This window comes from Cupriavidus cauae (assembly GCF_026210475.1).
Classification (GTDB): domain Bacteria; phylum Pseudomonadota; class Gammaproteobacteria; order Burkholderiales; family Burkholderiaceae; genus Cupriavidus; species Cupriavidus cauae.
In genome coordinates this window covers 933,236-947,238 of record NZ_CP080294.1, presented here as the reverse complement: position 1 = coordinate 947,238, position 14,003 = coordinate 933,236, and the positions used below count along the sequence as shown (strand labels likewise).

The 14,003-nt window shown below is 70.7% G+C and carries 13 protein-coding genes and 1 pseudogene; 9 read left to right on the top strand and 5 right to left on the bottom strand.

What is annotated here, in order from left to right; translation table 11 throughout:
• The first annotated feature begins 23 nt into the window (after positions 1-23).
• The 3 genes from KZ686_RS19645 to KZ686_RS19635 all read left to right on the top strand — a co-directional run bounded on the left by KZ686_RS19645 (position 24) and on the right by KZ686_RS19635 (position 4,190).
• On the top strand, positions 24-1,766 hold the full coding sequence (locus KZ686_RS19645; RefSeq protein WP_265635097.1) for an MBL fold metallo-hydrolase: 1,743 nt from the start codon (positions 24-26) through the stop codon (positions 1,764-1,766).
• Between the two features lie 218 nt (positions 1,767-1,984).
• Positions 1,985-3,070: a Zn-dependent alcohol dehydrogenase gene (locus KZ686_RS19640; protein ID WP_265635095.1), complete on the top strand. Its 1,086-nt coding sequence runs from the start codon at positions 1,985-1,987 to the stop codon at positions 3,068-3,070.
• Between the two features lie 94 nt (positions 3,071-3,164).
• On the top strand, positions 3,165-4,190 hold the full coding sequence (locus KZ686_RS19635; protein ID WP_265635093.1) for a LysR family transcriptional regulator: 1,026 nt from the start codon (positions 3,165-3,167) through the stop codon (positions 4,188-4,190).
• Between the two features lie 20 nt (positions 4,191-4,210).
• On the opposite strand, the gene KZ686_RS19630 is transcribed toward KZ686_RS19635, so the two are convergent.
• Both KZ686_RS19630 and KZ686_RS19625 read right to left on the bottom strand, forming a co-directional pair.
• Entirely contained in the window at positions 4,211-4,714 is a 504-nt protein-coding gene (locus KZ686_RS19630; protein ID WP_226106978.1) for a DUF6630 family protein, read from the bottom strand.
• Between the two features lie 137 nt (positions 4,715-4,851).
• Positions 4,852-5,532 (bottom strand): annotated as a pseudogene (locus KZ686_RS19625) (ArsR/SmtB family transcription factor); the annotation flags it as partial.
• A 193-nt stretch (positions 5,533-5,725) separates the two neighbouring features.
• Between KZ686_RS19625 and KZ686_RS19620 the strand changes: the two are divergent.
• The 4 genes from KZ686_RS19620 (at position 5,726) to KZ686_RS19605 (ending at position 9,552) form a co-directional block, all read left to right on the top strand.
• Positions 5,726-6,967: a cytochrome P450 family protein gene (locus KZ686_RS19620; protein ID WP_265635090.1), complete on the top strand. Its 1,242-nt coding sequence runs from the start codon at positions 5,726-5,728 to the stop codon at positions 6,965-6,967.
• Between the two features lie 63 nt (positions 6,968-7,030).
• Entirely contained in the window at positions 7,031-7,393 is a 363-nt protein-coding gene (locus tag KZ686_RS19615; protein ID WP_226106982.1) for an antibiotic biosynthesis monooxygenase family protein, read from the top strand.
• A gap of 11 nt (positions 7,394-7,404) precedes the next feature.
• Complete coding sequence (locus KZ686_RS19610) at positions 7,405-8,160, top strand: sulfite exporter TauE/SafE family protein (RefSeq protein WP_150082319.1); 756 nt, start codon at positions 7,405-7,407, stop codon at positions 8,158-8,160.
• Between the two features lie 225 nt (positions 8,161-8,385).
• Positions 8,386-9,552: an extracellular catalytic domain type 1 short-chain-length polyhydroxyalkanoate depolymerase gene (locus KZ686_RS19605; RefSeq protein WP_265635088.1), complete on the top strand. Its 1,167-nt coding sequence runs from the start codon at positions 8,386-8,388 to the stop codon at positions 9,550-9,552.
• 11 nt (positions 9,553-9,563) lie between these two features.
• Here the strand turns inward: KZ686_RS19605 and KZ686_RS19600 are convergent, their stop codons facing one another.
• Positions 9,564-9,884 carry a 2Fe-2S iron-sulfur cluster-binding protein gene (locus KZ686_RS19600; RefSeq protein ID WP_226107071.1) on the bottom strand — a complete coding sequence of 107 codons (321 nt, stop codon included), beginning with the start codon at positions 9,882-9,884 and terminating at the stop codon, positions 9,564-9,566.
• Positions 9,885-9,940: 56 nt separating this feature from the next.
• Entirely contained in the window at positions 9,941-10,555 is a 615-nt protein-coding gene (locus tag KZ686_RS19595) for an IMPACT family protein (protein ID WP_265635086.1), read from the bottom strand.
• Between the two features lie 130 nt (positions 10,556-10,685).
• Between KZ686_RS19595 and KZ686_RS19590 the strand changes: the two genes are divergently transcribed.
• On the top strand, positions 10,686-11,306 hold the full coding sequence (locus KZ686_RS19590; RefSeq protein WP_265635085.1) for a DUF938 domain-containing protein: 621 nt from the start codon (positions 10,686-10,688) through the stop codon (positions 11,304-11,306).
• A gap of 203 nt (positions 11,307-11,509) precedes the next feature.
• Here KZ686_RS19590 and KZ686_RS19585 read toward each other — a convergent pair whose 3' ends face one another.
• On the bottom strand, positions 11,510-12,274 hold the full coding sequence (locus tag KZ686_RS19585) for a sulfite exporter TauE/SafE family protein (protein ID WP_149318631.1): 765 nt from the start codon (positions 12,272-12,274) through the stop codon (positions 11,510-11,512).
• 283 nt (positions 12,275-12,557) lie between these two features.
• On the opposite strand from KZ686_RS19585, the gene KZ686_RS19580 reads away from it, so the two are divergent.
• On the top strand, positions 12,558-13,991 hold the full coding sequence (locus tag KZ686_RS19580) for a TolC family protein (protein ID WP_407648603.1): 1,434 nt from the start codon (positions 12,558-12,560) through the stop codon (positions 13,989-13,991).
• Positions 13,992-14,003 lie beyond the last annotated feature (12 nt).

Sequence of the window (14,003 nt, the reverse complement as noted above, 5' to 3'; positions counted from 1 at the left end):
CCCACCCGATCTGTTCGACCCGTATGAATCCATCGAATCCCACCCCGGACGCCGCCGCTGGCGCCCCATCTGCCGCGCCAGCGAAGCGTCCGCGCGCTCCTTCGCTGCGCCACGCGGCCAGCGTGCTGGTGCTGCGCGACGGTGCCGACGGCATGGAAGTGCTGCTGGTGCGCCGGCCCGAACGCCAGGACGACCGCAGCAGCGGCGCCTATGTGTTCCCCGGCGGCACGCTCGATCCGCAGGACAACCAGCTGCACGGCCTCTGCGAAGGGCTCGACGATGCCGCCGCCAGCGCACGGCTGCGCCTGCCGGCCGGAGGGCTCGACTTCTACCTGTGCGCGGTGCGCGAATGCTGCGAGGAGGCCGGTCTGCTGTTCGCCTACCAGCGCGACGGCGAGATGGTCGCGCTCGAACGCTTCGACGACGCCCAGCTGGCCTGGCTGCGCGAGGCGGTCCGCTATGGCGGCCCGGGCATCGCCGAGGTCTGCCGCCGCTTCGATCTGCGGCTGGCGATGGACAGGATGGCCTATATCAGCCACTGGCTGACGCCGCCGGGCCTGCCCAAGCGTTTCGATACGCGCTTCTTCGTCGCGGTGCTGCCGCCGGGCCAGAGCGCGATGCACGACGGCATCGAGGCGGTCGATCATCGCTGGGTGCGCCCGGCCGAGGCGATCGCGCCGGACAGCGGCATGACGCTGGTCAACGTGACGAGGCGCATGCTGGCGTCGATCGCGCATTTCCCCACGGCGCAGGCCTGCTTCGACTACGCGCAGGGCCTGCGCGAGATCGCGCTGATCATGCCGCGGCTGGCCAATGGCCCCAAGGGCGTGCGACCGGTGCAGCCGGACGAGCCGCCCTACGCGGAGATCGCGCGCATCGATCCGGACGGCGCCGGCCACGGCCGCTATGCGCTCGAACCTGGCGTGCCGGTGCGGCTGTCGGAACGCGTCTGGCGCGTGACCGCCGACAACGGCAACGCGATGACCGGGCCAGGTACCAACACCTATCTGGTCGGCGGCGGCAAGCGCAACGAATGGGCGGTGATCGATCCGGGCCCCGACGACGAGGCGCATCAGCGCGCGGTGCTGGCCGCCGCGCCCGGTCCGATCCGCTGGATCCTCGCCACGCATACGCATATCGATCATTCCCCGGGCGCGGTGCGGCTGCGTGAAGCGACCGGGGCCCAGGTGCTGGGGCGCATCGCAAACCGGCCCGAGCGGCAGGACCCGACCTTTGCGCCGGACCGCGTGCTCGAACACGGCGAGCGCATCGTGCTCGGCGACACGGATGTACCGGGCGACGCCATCACGCTGCGCGTGGTGCATACCCCGGGCCATGCGTCCAATCACCTGTGCTTCCTGCTCGAGGAAGAGAAGCTGCTGTTTACCGGCGACCACGTGATGCAGGGCTCGACCGTGGTGATCGGCCCGCCCGATGGCGACATGCGGGCCTATCTGGCCTCGCTCGCCGCGCTGCTGGACGAGGATCTCGAATGGCTCGCGCCCGGCCATGGCTTCCTGATGCCGCGGCCGCGCGACGCGATCCGCCTGCTGATGCGCCATCGGCAGCATCGCGAGGCCAAGGTCGTCAATGCGTTGCGCGAGCTCGGGCCGGCGCCGATCGAAACGCTGCTGCCGCGCGTCTACGACGACGTGCCGCCGCGCATGCTGCCGGTCGCGCAGCGCTCGCTGCTGGCGCACCTGCTGAAGCTGCAGGCGGACGGACAGGCGCAGGAAGCGCAGGGCGACTGGCGCATGCTGCAGTAGGCTTCGCTCCGAGCCCGAGCCCGAGCCCGAGCCCGAGCCCGAGCCCGAGCCCGAGCCCGAGCCCGAGCCCGAGCCCGAGCCAGAGCCAGAGCCAGAGCCAGAGCCAGAGCCAGAGCGGAACCAGCGCTGGGACCCGGACCCGTCCCGGGCGATGCGCCGGCGGGCGCAACATCGCAGTGGATTTCCCGATAGCCCATCAAGCGGAACAAGGAGACACCATGAAAGCTGCCGTGCTGCATCAGCCCAGGACCCCGCTGGTCATCGAAGACCTCGCCATCGACAAGCCCGGCCCGCGCGAGGTGCTGGTGCGCACCGCGGCGGTCGGCGTCTGCCATTCGGACCTGCATTTTCTCGACGGCGCCTACCCGTTTCCGATGCCGGTGGTGCTGGGCCACGAAGCGGCCGGGGTGGTCGAGCAGGTCGGCGCGGAAGTGCGCACGGTCAAGCCCGGCGATCATGTGATCACCTGCCTGTCGGCCTATTGCGGCCACTGCGAACACTGCCTGAGCGGCCATCTGTCGCTGTGCGTCGCGCCCGATACGCGCCGCCGTGACGACGAGCCGCCGCGGCTGCGCGCCACCGGCGCGGCGATGAACCAGTTCCTGAACCTGTCGGCCTTCGCCGAACAGATGCTGATCCACGAGCATGCGCTGGTGGCGATCCGGCGTGACATGCCGCTGGATCGCGCCGCACTGATCGGCTGCGCGGTGACGACCGGCTTCGGCGCGGTCACGCATACGGCCGGCGTGCGGCCGGGCGAGACCGTCGCCGTGATCGGCTGCGGCGGCATTGGCCTGGCCACCATCAACGGCGCCGCGCTGGCGGGCGCGGGCCGCATCATCGCGATCGACCGGCTGCCCGGCAAGCTGGAGTTGGCGCGGCGCTTCGGCGCCACCGATGTGGTCGACGCCAGCGCGGCCGATCCCGTCGACGCGGTGCGCACGCTGACCGGCGGCGGCGTCCATCACGCCTTCGAGGCGATCGGGCTGAAGGCCACGGCCGAGCAGGCCTTTGCGATGCTGCGCCGGGGCGGGGCCGCCACCGTGATCGGCATGCTGCCGCCGGGCGTCAAGGTCGAACTCAAGGGCACCGACTTCCTCGCCGAAAAGCGCATCCAGGGCTCGATGATGGGCTCGAACCGCTTCCCGATCGACATGCCTCGCCTGGTGGACTTCTATCTGTCGGGCCGGCTGGAGCTCGATGCGCTGATCGCGCAGCGGCTGCCGCTCGAGCGCATCAACGAGGCCTTCGACGAGCTGCGGCGCGGCGAGCTGGCGCGCTCGGTGATCCTGTTCGAGCATTAGTCCGGCCGCGGCAGAGCGCCGGACCTGCGATGCCGCCCGCGCTGTGGGAAAATCCCGCTCGCGCGCCGCATCTCAGGCGCCGGCGAACGGGACGATGAAGACGATCGAATGGAAGGATTGGGAAATCTTCTGCCGCGTGGTCGAGGCAGGCACCTTCACGCATGGGGCCGAACTGGCCGAGGTGCCGAAGTCGTCCGCGAGCGCGGCGATCGCCCGGCTTGAAGCGCAGCTCGGCGGACGGCTGTTCGAGCGCAACACGCGCCGCGTGCGCGTGACCGAGCAGGGCCAGCGGCTGTACGAACGCGTCGCGCCGCATTTCGCCGCCTTGCGCGAGATCAGCGCCGAGGCCGCCTCGGCCAGCGAACAGGTCAGCGGCACGCTGCGGATCGCCACCCCGTACGAGGTCGGCTCGCAGCATCTGGCCCCGAGCCTGTCGCGTCTTCTGTCGCTGCATCCGAACCTGAAGGTGCAGATCGACGTCACCTGGGACCAGCCGGACCTGCTCAAGCACGGCTACGACCTGGCCTTCGTGATGACCAACACCACGCTGCACGACAGCTCGTTCGCCAGCAAGCGCGTGGTGCTGGTCGAGCGCGCCTTCTATGCCGCGCCATCGCTGATCCAGGCGCGCGGGCTGCCGCGCTCGCCCAGCGATCTGAACGGCTGGCCCGTGATCGGCAACGCCGACGATCGGCGCTGGGAGTTCGTGCAGGACGGCGCCGAGGTGGCCGTGCTGCCGGTCGACCCGCGCATTCGCACGCACAACGCGGAGATCCGGCTGAAGGCCGCCACCGACGGGTTGGGCGTCGCGCGCCTGTCGCCGAAGTTCGTCGACGAGCAGGTGCGCCAGGGCCAGCTGGTGCGCGTGCTGCCCGCCTATGCGTCGTCGCCGCTGAAGGTCTACGTGCTGATGCCCGCGCGCAAGCTGATGCCTGCCGCGGTGCGGGCGCTGCTCGATGTGATGGAGCACACGGTGGGGGCCGCGGCGCCGGCGCGAGGAGTGCGGCGGGCGGGGAAGGCGGAGGCGAAGGGCGATACCAAGGGCGATATCAAGGCCGACCCCAAGGCCGACCCCAAGGCCGATATCAGGTCCGACCCCAAGGCCGATATCAAGGCTTGATGCGGCCGCGGCGGCCGCGCTCAGAACGGCTGGTCGCCGGTCCGCAGCTCGACACCCAGCGTTTCGCCGATCGCCAGGATCTCGTCATCGTCCTCGGCGCGCGCGATCCAGCCCGCGTAGACGCCCGAGCCGATCTCCCAGTGCCATAGCGTGATGCCGGACGCGCGCAGTTGCTCGTGCGCCTGCTCCATCAGTTCGGGCACGCTGGTGCTGCCCAGGAAGTCCTCGTCCTCGGGGTCGTCGACGCCCCAATCGAGCACCAGCGCCACGCGCGCCGCCAGCTGGTTCATGCAGTCGATAAAGGTGGCGGTGTCATTCTGTTCGACCTGGAAGCCCGCTTCCCAGTCCACCACGTCCTGCACCACCGACAGCAGTTCGGTGCCTTCCACCGTATCGTCGGCTTCCTCCAGCGCCTCGTCCAGCAGCGCCAACTGCTTCTCGACCATTGCGCCGTCGTCGAAATTGATCATGCCGAGCAGCCGTTCGACCGCCTGGCGCGACTCGTCGTCGATGACTCCATTCACGGCTCGCCCTCCCGCTTCCCTTGCAAAACATCCAGTGTGCCGGACCGCCGTCCACTGTGTCGGTCCGCTGTGCCGGTCCACTGCGTCGGTTCACCGCGTTGATCCGCCGTGCCGACCCAGCGGCCAACCTGATTCGCCAGTTGCCCGATTTCCCGCATCCCGCGTGGCGTCACCCGCAGCGCGCGCGACGATGGCGTGCGCTCGACCCAGCGCCGTTGCAGCATCGCGTCCAGCAAGGCCGCGCCCAGCGCGCCGCCCAGGTGCGGCTTGCGCTCGCTCCAGTCGGGACAGGTGCAGGCAAATTGCCTGCGCTTGCGGCGTGCGCCGTCCAGATCCACGCCGAGCTGCGCCATGCCGTGCGCGCCGTGCTCGGACAATTCCACCGCGCTGTCCCGCACGAGGATCCATCCCGAATCGGTCATGCGCGCGAACAGGTCGACCGCCAGTTCGCCGGCCAGGTGGTCGTAGCAAGTGCGCGCGTGGCGCAGCGTCGCCGGCGCGGTGCGCGAGGGCGGCACCGCACGCAGGCGCGGCGGGCGGCTCGCCTGCGAGGCCGCGGCCAGCGCCTCGATGGCCACGCCGATCTCGGGCGCGGCCAGCCGGTAGTAGCGATTGCGGCCATGCGTCTCGACCGCCAGCAGGCCGCCCTCGGCGAGCCGGGCCAGATGGCCGCTGGTCGACGAGGCCGACAGCCCCGCGATCAGCCCCAGCTCGCCGGCCGGTCTCGCGCTGCCGTCCATCAACGCCCACAGCATCGCGGCGCGGCCCGGGTCGGCCAGCAGGCCAGCCAACTGACTGATGCTGGGAGCGTATTCCATAGTTCATTCCACGGTGAAACAACGATCGCAGTATAGGCCGATACTTGCCGATATCAACCATGCCTTGTCGGCGGTCATGCCGCGGCAATGTCGCGGCAATACCGCCGTAGCGCCGCCCCGATGCCGCGGCAATGCCGAGGTAATGCCGCCGTAAAGCCGCCGTAAAGCCGCCGCGAACCCCCTTGTGATCCCCATGACCCTGTACCCGACCAAGCCGCCTCCCGATCCGCTGGCCGCCGCCACGCATCCCGACCCCTATCCCTACTATCGCGAACTCGCACACGCGCAGCCGTTTCACCGCGACGCGATGCTGATGCTGTGGGTCGCCGCGGGACCGGACGAGGTGGCCGCGGTGCTGTCGCATCCGGCGTGCCGGGTGCGGCCGCCGGGACAGCCGGTGCCGCCGCCGCTCGCGCAGTCGCCCGCCGGGACCTTGTTCGCGCGGCTGATCCGCATGAACGACGGGCCGGGCCATGCGCCGTTGAAGGCGGTGCTGCAGCGGCAGTTGGCGACGCTGGACCTGAACGACGTGCGTGCTGCCGCCTCGGCATGGGCGCGTGTCCTTGCGGTGACGCACGATCACGGCGCGACCGCGAATCGCTGGAGCAGCGCGCTGCCGGTGATCGCGATCGCGGGTTTGCTCGGGTTCACGGCCACCGACGACGAGGCCACGGCCGGCCGGATCGCCACGCAGATCGCCAGCTTTGCCGCCGCCATGTCGCCGTTGGCGGGTCCGGCCGAGATCGCGGCCGGCATCGAGGCCGCCGCGGCGCTGCAGGCCCAGCCCCTGCGTGCCGATACGCCGTGGACGCAGGCGCTGCGCGAGCAGGCGCGCACGGCCGGGGTCGACGACGCCGCGATCGCCGCCAATCTGCTGGGGTTGATGGTGCAGAGCTGCGAGGCCACCGCAGGCTTGATCGGCAATACGCTGCTGCGGCTCGCACGCGATGCGGCCGCGGCCGACGATCTGCAGGCGACGGTGGCGGGCGTGCTGCGAACCGATCCGCCGATCCACAACACGCGCCGCTTCATGGCCGAGGATGCGTACGTCTGCGGCGTGCCGCTGCGGCGCGGCGATGGGATCCTGGTGCTGCTGGCCGCGGCCGCCGCATCGGAAGGCCGACCAGCCAGTGTCTCGGCGAATGTGCCGGCGAATGCCCCGGAGAATGCCCCGGAGAATGCCCCGGTAAGTGCCCCGGTAAGTGCCCCGGTGAGTGCCTCGGTGAGTGCCTCGGTGTATGGGCCGCCGAATTCCGGCGAGCGGGCCTGGACCTTCGGCCATGGCGCGCATCGATGTCCCGGCGATGCGCTGGCGGCGACGCTGGCCGAAGCCACCGTCGCCGCGCTGCTGGCGCGCGGCATCGAGCCGGCCGCCTTGGCAAAGGCGTATCGTTACCGGCCATCGCTGAACGCACGGATCCCGCATTTCCTCTGATTCCCATCTTTTCGGATCCCGATCTCCGCACAGGACCACCCAACACAATTCAAGGACGCCCCGATGATTGCCGTGATCTTTGAAGTCGAATTCGCCCCCGGGCAGAAGGACGCCTATCTCGATATCGCCGCGCATTTGCGCCCCACGCTTGAAGCGATCGACGGCTTTATCTCCGTCGAACGCTTCCAGAGCCTGAGCACGCCAGGCAAGGTGCTGTCGCTGTCCTTCTTCCGCGACGAGGCCGCGGTGCAGGCCTGGCGCAATACGGTCGAGCACCGCCACGCCCAGGCGGCGGGCCGCGGCGGCGTGTTTGCCGACTACCGGCTGCGCGTCGCGCAGGTGCTGCGCGACTACGGCATGCATCGGCGCGAGCAGGCGCCGGGCGACAGCCGCGCCGTGCACGATGCCCGTACCGGCGACCAGTAAGGGAACGCGGCATGGATGCTCACACGCTGGGCGCACAGGCGCTGTTCATCGGCCTGACCTTTCTGCTGGCGGGCTTCGTCAAGGGCGTGGTCGGACTCGGCCTGCCGACGGTCGCCGTCGGCCTGCTTGGGCTGGTGATGCCGCCGATGCAGGCCGCCGCGCTGCTGGTTGCGCCATCGATGGTGACCAACGTGGTCCAGTTGGCCGCCGGTCCGCGCTTCGGCGCACTGGTGATGCGGCTCTGGCCGATGCTGCTCGGCATCGTCGTCGGCACGCTGGTGGCCGGTGCGCTGGCGCCGCCGTCGGCCATGCAGCAGGCCACCGCGGCGCTTGGCATCGCGCTGATCGCCTATGCGGCGGTAGGGCTGTCGTCGTGGCACCTGAACGTGCCGGCGGCGCATGAGCGCTGGCTGGCGCCGCTGATCGGCCTGGCCACCGGCGCGATCACCGCGGTGACCGGCGTGCTGGTGATTCCGGCGGTGCCCTATCTGCAGGGCCTGGGCCTGGCGCGCGAGGAACTGGTGCAGGCGCTCGGCCTGTCGTTCACGGTGTCGACGGTGGCGCTGGCGATCAATCTGTTGATGCATGGCGTGCTGGCGCAGACGCCGGTGCTGGGCGCCTCGCTGGCGACGCTGGTGCCCGCGCTGGCCGGCATGTGGCTGGGCCAGCGGCTGCGCAACCGGATCAGCGCGGCGCTGTTCCGGCGGCTGTTCTTTATCGGGCTGCTATTGCTGGGAGCGGACCTGGCCTGGCGCGGCTGGCATTGAGGGCCGGCTTGCCCGGCAACGGCACCGTACTGGCAGCGGCATCGGCATCGGCGTCGGCAACTGCAACTGCAACTGCAACGGCAAGGGCAACGGCAACGGCAAGGGCAAGGGCAAGGGCAACGGTATCGGCGTCTGCACCGCATCGGCATGCCGCGCTCCGGCTTGCCGCATAATGGCCTCGGTCCCGACCCGCGGACCGCAATGCGTAAAGCGCAAGGCTGACCGATGCCGACCCCACGCCGCCGCCGCACCGTCAATCCCTGGGCCAAGCTTGGCAAGACCGCTGCCCGCCAGATGCAGCAGATGCAGCGCGCCGTCGCGCGCACGGTGACCAAGTCCGTCACGAAGACGGTGGCGCAGACCGTCGCGCATACCGTGGCGCAATCGGTCGGCCATGCGGCCCAGCAGGGCCGGGAAGCGCGGCGCGTGCTGTCCGGTGTCACCTCGCCGGCGCCGGCGCCGACCAGTCGTGGCGGCGGGCGATGGCAGGAGGGCGTCTGGGGCTTCGGTCCGCTGGCGCAGCGCCGCTATCGATTGTTCATCCCGTCCGGGGTCGGCGCATCGCGGCCCGCGCCCTTGCTGGTGCTGCTGCATGGCTGCGGGCAGGATGCCGCCAGCTTTGCCGCCTGCACGCGCGTGGCGGCGCTGGCGCGCGCACGCCGCTGCATCGTGCTGCTGCCCGAGCAGTCCTCGCGCGCCAATGCGCATCGATGCTGGAACTGGTTCCGCAGCGAGGCGCAGGCCGCGGCGGAGGCCAGCCTGCTGATGGGAATGATCGACCATGTCTGCCGCGCGCATCCGGTGCAGTCCGATCGCGTGCATCTTCTCGGCCTGTCGGCGGGTGGCGCGATGGCGTTGATGCTGGCGCTGCGCTATCCCGACCGCTTCGTCGCCGTCGGCTCGCACTCGGGCGCGGCCCCGCATCTCGCACGCAACGCCACGCAGGCCGGGCGCGTCATGCGCGGCTCGCTGAACGGACATACGGCCGCGCAATTGCAGGCGCTGCGGCTGCAATTGCAGGGCAGGATGCCGCCGCCGCTGCTGCTGATCCATGGCGATGCCGATCGTGTCGTGGCCTACGACAACGCCATCGCCAGCGCGACGCTGTGGCTGTCGCTGTCGACCCCGGGCGCATTGCCGGCCGCGGCGGCCCAGCCATCGGTGCGCGTGCTGCGGCGGGGTGAGCGCCGTCCGGTCGCGGTGCATGACTGGCGCCGCGACGGCAGGCTCTATGTCCGCCTGGTACGGGTTGAAGGGCTGGGCCATGCGTGGAGCGGCGGCGCGGCCAGCCAGGCCTATGCCGATCCGGCGGGGCCCGATGCGCTGCGGATCGCGCTGGCGTTCTTTGCCGCGGTTGCGCCGGCGCCGGTGCGCAGGCGCGCGGTCGCCTGAGCGTCGCGGGCTTAGTCCTGCCGCCGCGCGCCCGGTGCGACGATCTCCAGATCGGATTGGGGGCAGGCGACGCAAGGCAGCAGATAGCCGTCTTCCTTTTCGTCGGCGCTCAGGCCCGGCCATTCAATCCGATAGCGGATGCTGCCGGATACCAGCCGGGACAGGCAGGTGCGGCACGTGCCGTTGCGGCACGAGCTGGGCAGGCGAATGCCGGCGCGCAGCGCGGCCTCGAGAATGGATTGCCCCGGCTCCGCCGTGAACTCGAACCCGGATGGGGCGATACGCACGCGCAGCGGCGATGCCGTGTCCGGTCCGCTCCTTGGTTCGCCCATCGCATCGTCCCTCGGATCGCCTTTCACCTCGCCCATGGGCTCGGTCATCGCCTCGCTCATCGGCATCCCTCGTTGTCCGGGTCCACCCGCGGGAACTGCGCGCGGCCATGGGTGGCATCGCGCAGCGCCGCGCGCGCGGTGTCCACTTCGCTGGCGGGCAGCCTGACGATGAGCTTCACCGTCGAGCCATAGACGCTGTCGGCCAATGTGTGGCCGGTCTGTTCGAGCCAGCGCCGCACCCGCGCCTCGTCGGCATAGTCGACCTCGACCGCCACGTTGGCGTAGGCGATGCGTTCGATCCGTTCGGCGGTCTTCAGCGCGGCGGCGATCGCATCGGTATAGGCCCGCACCAGCCCGCCGGCGCCGAGCTTGATGCCGCCGTAGTAGCGCACCACCGCGGCCAGCACGCCATCGAGTTCATGATGGCGCAGCACCTCGAGAATCGGCCGCCCCGCGGTGCCCGACGGCTCGCCGTCGTCCGACATGCCGGACTGCCCGCCGGCCAACAGCGCCCAGCAGACATGCGTCGCCGTCGGATGCTCGGCGCGCAGCGACTGCACGACGCGCATCGCCTCGTCCCGGTCGGCGACCGGCATGGCGACGGCGAGAAAGCGGCTCTTGCGGATATCGAGCTCGGCGTGAACGGCGGCGGAAAGGGTGTACGTGGGCAAGGGGCTACGGCGGGGAAATGGCAACGGCGGGGCCAGTGTATCGCAGTGGCGATTCGGCTCGACAGCGGGGCCGTTGCTGGTAGGCTGTCAGTCTCGCCGTTCGAACCGGCTGCCCGACCGACCGATGCCCATGCTGCCTGAACACGTCCATCCCAACCACCGCCGCATCGCCCCCGCCGCTGAACGCAATCGCGAGCCGATTCTCGAGGTGTTGCGGCGCGTATTGCCGGCGGCAGGCACCATTCTCGAGATCGCCAGCGGCACCGGTCAGCATGCCAGGCACTTCGCCGCCGCGAATCCGGCGTGGATCTGGCAGCCCAGCGATCCGGACCCCGCCGCGCGGCGGTCTATCTCGGCGTGGAAGGTCGAGGCGGGATTGCCGAATCTGCGTGATCCGCTGGCGCTGGACGTGCTGCAGACCGACTGGGGCATCGAGCATGCCGATGCCGTCGTCTGCATCAACATGATCCATATCTCGCCGTGGCAGGCGACGGAGGCGCTGTTCGCGGGCGCGGCGCGCTTGTTGCCCGTCGGCGGCGTGCTTTATCTGTACGGACCTTACCGTCGCGACGGCCAGCACACGTCGCCGAGCAACGCGATATTCGACGAGCAGCTGCGCGCTAGCGACGCCTCGTGGGGCGTGCGCGATATCGAGGCCGTGATCGCGCTGGGGGACAGCGTCGGGCTGCGCTTCGAGGAAGCGGTGCCGATGCCGGCCAACAACTTCAGCGTGGTGTTCAGGAAGAACTAGCCTGCGGCAAAAAGACCGGCCGCAGCGGCAAACGCCTCGGCCGCGCACCGGCACCAACACTGCCTCGGCCCCGCGCCAGCATTACCGCCGCCTCAGCCCCGCACCAGCATCACGCCCGCCTCAGCCGCGCGCGGGCATCACGCCGCGTCGCCGCGCGCCAGCATCACCAACCGCGTCGGCCGCGCGCCAGCATCAACACTGGCTCAACCCCGCACCAGCATCACCACCGCGGTCGCGATCAGGCACAGCGAGAACCACGCCCGCAGATGGCGTTCGGGCATGCGGTGCGCCAGCGCCACGCCCCAGGAGATCGTCAGCATGCCGCCGAGCGACAGCGGGATGCCGCTGGCCCAGTCGACGTGGCGGGCCTGTGCATAGGTCGCCAGCGCGACCACCGCGCCCGGCGTGACCAGCGCCAGTGCCAGCCCTTGCGCCGCCGCCTGGCGGAAGCCGAACAGACCGACCAGTGCCGGCGCGGCCACCACGCCGCCCCCTACGCCAAAGAATCCCGACAACGCGCCCCCGACCACGCCGACCGCCGGAATCCAGCGCGACGACAGCCGGTCCTTCTGCACCGTGACCGCGCGGCCAGGCAACAGCCGCCACAGGAAATACACGGCCATGCCGATCATGAACAGCGCGAAGATCCGCCGCAGCAGCACCGCATCCATCGCCGTCGCCAGCCGCGCGCCCACATAGGTCGCCAGCACCGCGGACAGGCCCAGCACCAGCGCGGTGCGCAGCGCGATGTCCGCGCGGCGGCGGTACTGCCAGAAGCCGATCAGCACATTGGGCGCGATCATCACCAGCGCGGTGCCCTGCGCCAGTTGCTGGTCCATGCCGTAGAGCAGCCCGAGCGCGGGGATCGCGATCAGCCCGCCGCCGATGCCGAAGAGGCCGCCGACTGCGCCGAGCGCACCGCCGAGAAGGAAGGTCAACAGCGCGGGGAGCAGCGGAATATCGGGCATCGTCGATCGAGTGGAGGGGGCGGGCGCCACCGCGGCGGCCTCGCGCAAAAGTATCGATCATAAAACATGGAGACATCGCCCACACGCTGGACGTCAGGACATTCCCGCGGAATCGCGCGCTGCAAGCTAATCGTCAAGATCTTGAAAGCCGATTGAAATCCGGTTTCGCTCCAATGCCGCCGGAGATCGTGCCGGGCCCGTTGCCAAAGGGGCCGCACGGTCGCGTCGCGCCGGCCTTGCCGGCGCGCTTCGTGTCTGCGTTGCCTGAATCGAGCCTGTCATCGTGCATGTCCGTCGTCATCGCTTTGCCCACCTCCGCCTGCTGCTCGCGTCGATCGCCGTCTCGCTGCTGCTCGGCGCGCCGGCCCGTTTCGCCGCCGCCGCTCCGCCCCCGGCAGCCGTCGCACCGCAGCCAGATGGCGAATGCCGCGCGCCCGGCGCGGGCGCGACGCTGACGCTGTCCGAGGCGCGCGCGCTGGCGCTGCGCTGCAATCCCGACCTGCTCGCGGCTCGCCGCGCCGTGCAGGCGGCCGAGGCCGATATCCGGATCGCCGGGCAGCGGCCGAACCCGGTGCTGAGCCTGGGCGTGGAGAGCATCAACCCGCATGCCGGCGTCGGCGCCGGCAGCTGGCGCAACAAGACCGTCGATTCGACGGTGCGCATCGACCAGGTGATCGAGACCGCCAACAAGGCCGGCCTGCGCGTCAAGACCGCGCAGGCGGCCAGCGTGGCGGCGGGCCGGCAGGTGCAGGCGGCCACCGTGCAGCAGATGGCCGCGCTGGAGCAGGCCTTCTTCGATGCGGCGGTCAGTCAGCAGCGGGTCGACGTGCTGGCGCAGACGCTGGCGCTGTACGAGCGCACCGAGCAGGCCAACAAGACCCGCTACAAGGCCGGCGACCTGGCGCGCGCCGACGTAACCCGGCTCGAGCTCGATGCCTTGCGCGCCCGCGCGGACTGGCGCGAGGCACGGGCCGATCATCAGCGCGACCTGGCCGAACTCGCACAGCGCATCGGCATCCCGGGCACGCTGCAGGACGTCGCGCTGTCGCCGCAGTGGCCGGGCCTGGCCGAGCCGGTACCGTCGCTGGACGAACAGGCCTTGCAGGCGCGGCCCGATGTCGCCGTGGCGCAGGCGCGTCTGCAGGCCGCCGCGGCCGCGCGCGAGCTGGCGCGCGCGGCACGCGTGCCCGACGTGACCGTCGGCGCGCAGGCCGAGCGCTATCCGGTCTCGGCCACCAACCAGCAGGGCAGCGGCAACAGCTTCGGCGTGTTCGTCAGCATCCCGCTGTATCTGCGCCACAGCTATGGCGGCGAGGCGCAGCGCGCCGAGGTCGATTACTACGCGGCGCTCGACGAACGCAACCGCGTGCTGCTGGCCGCGGGCAACGAGGTCGGCCGGCTGCGCACCGCCCTCGATGCCGCGCGCGAATCGCTGCGTCAGATCGACGAAGCCGTGCTGCCCACGGCCGAGCGCGTCGCCGCCGATGCCGAGTTCGCCTTCGGCAAGGGCGCGATCGGCGTGCTCGAACTGCTCGATGCGCGCCGCGCGCTGCGGCAGACGCGCCTCGATGCCGCGCAGGCGCGGGGCGCCTATGCCAAGGCGCTGTCCGCCTATCTGGCCGCCACGCGCACGGCGGATGAAGCGGCCGCCGCGGCTCCGGCCGATGCTGCCGATCTGCCGCTGCAAGACGTCGCCCCCTACCTTTCCGTCCACTAGCCGGACACGTTC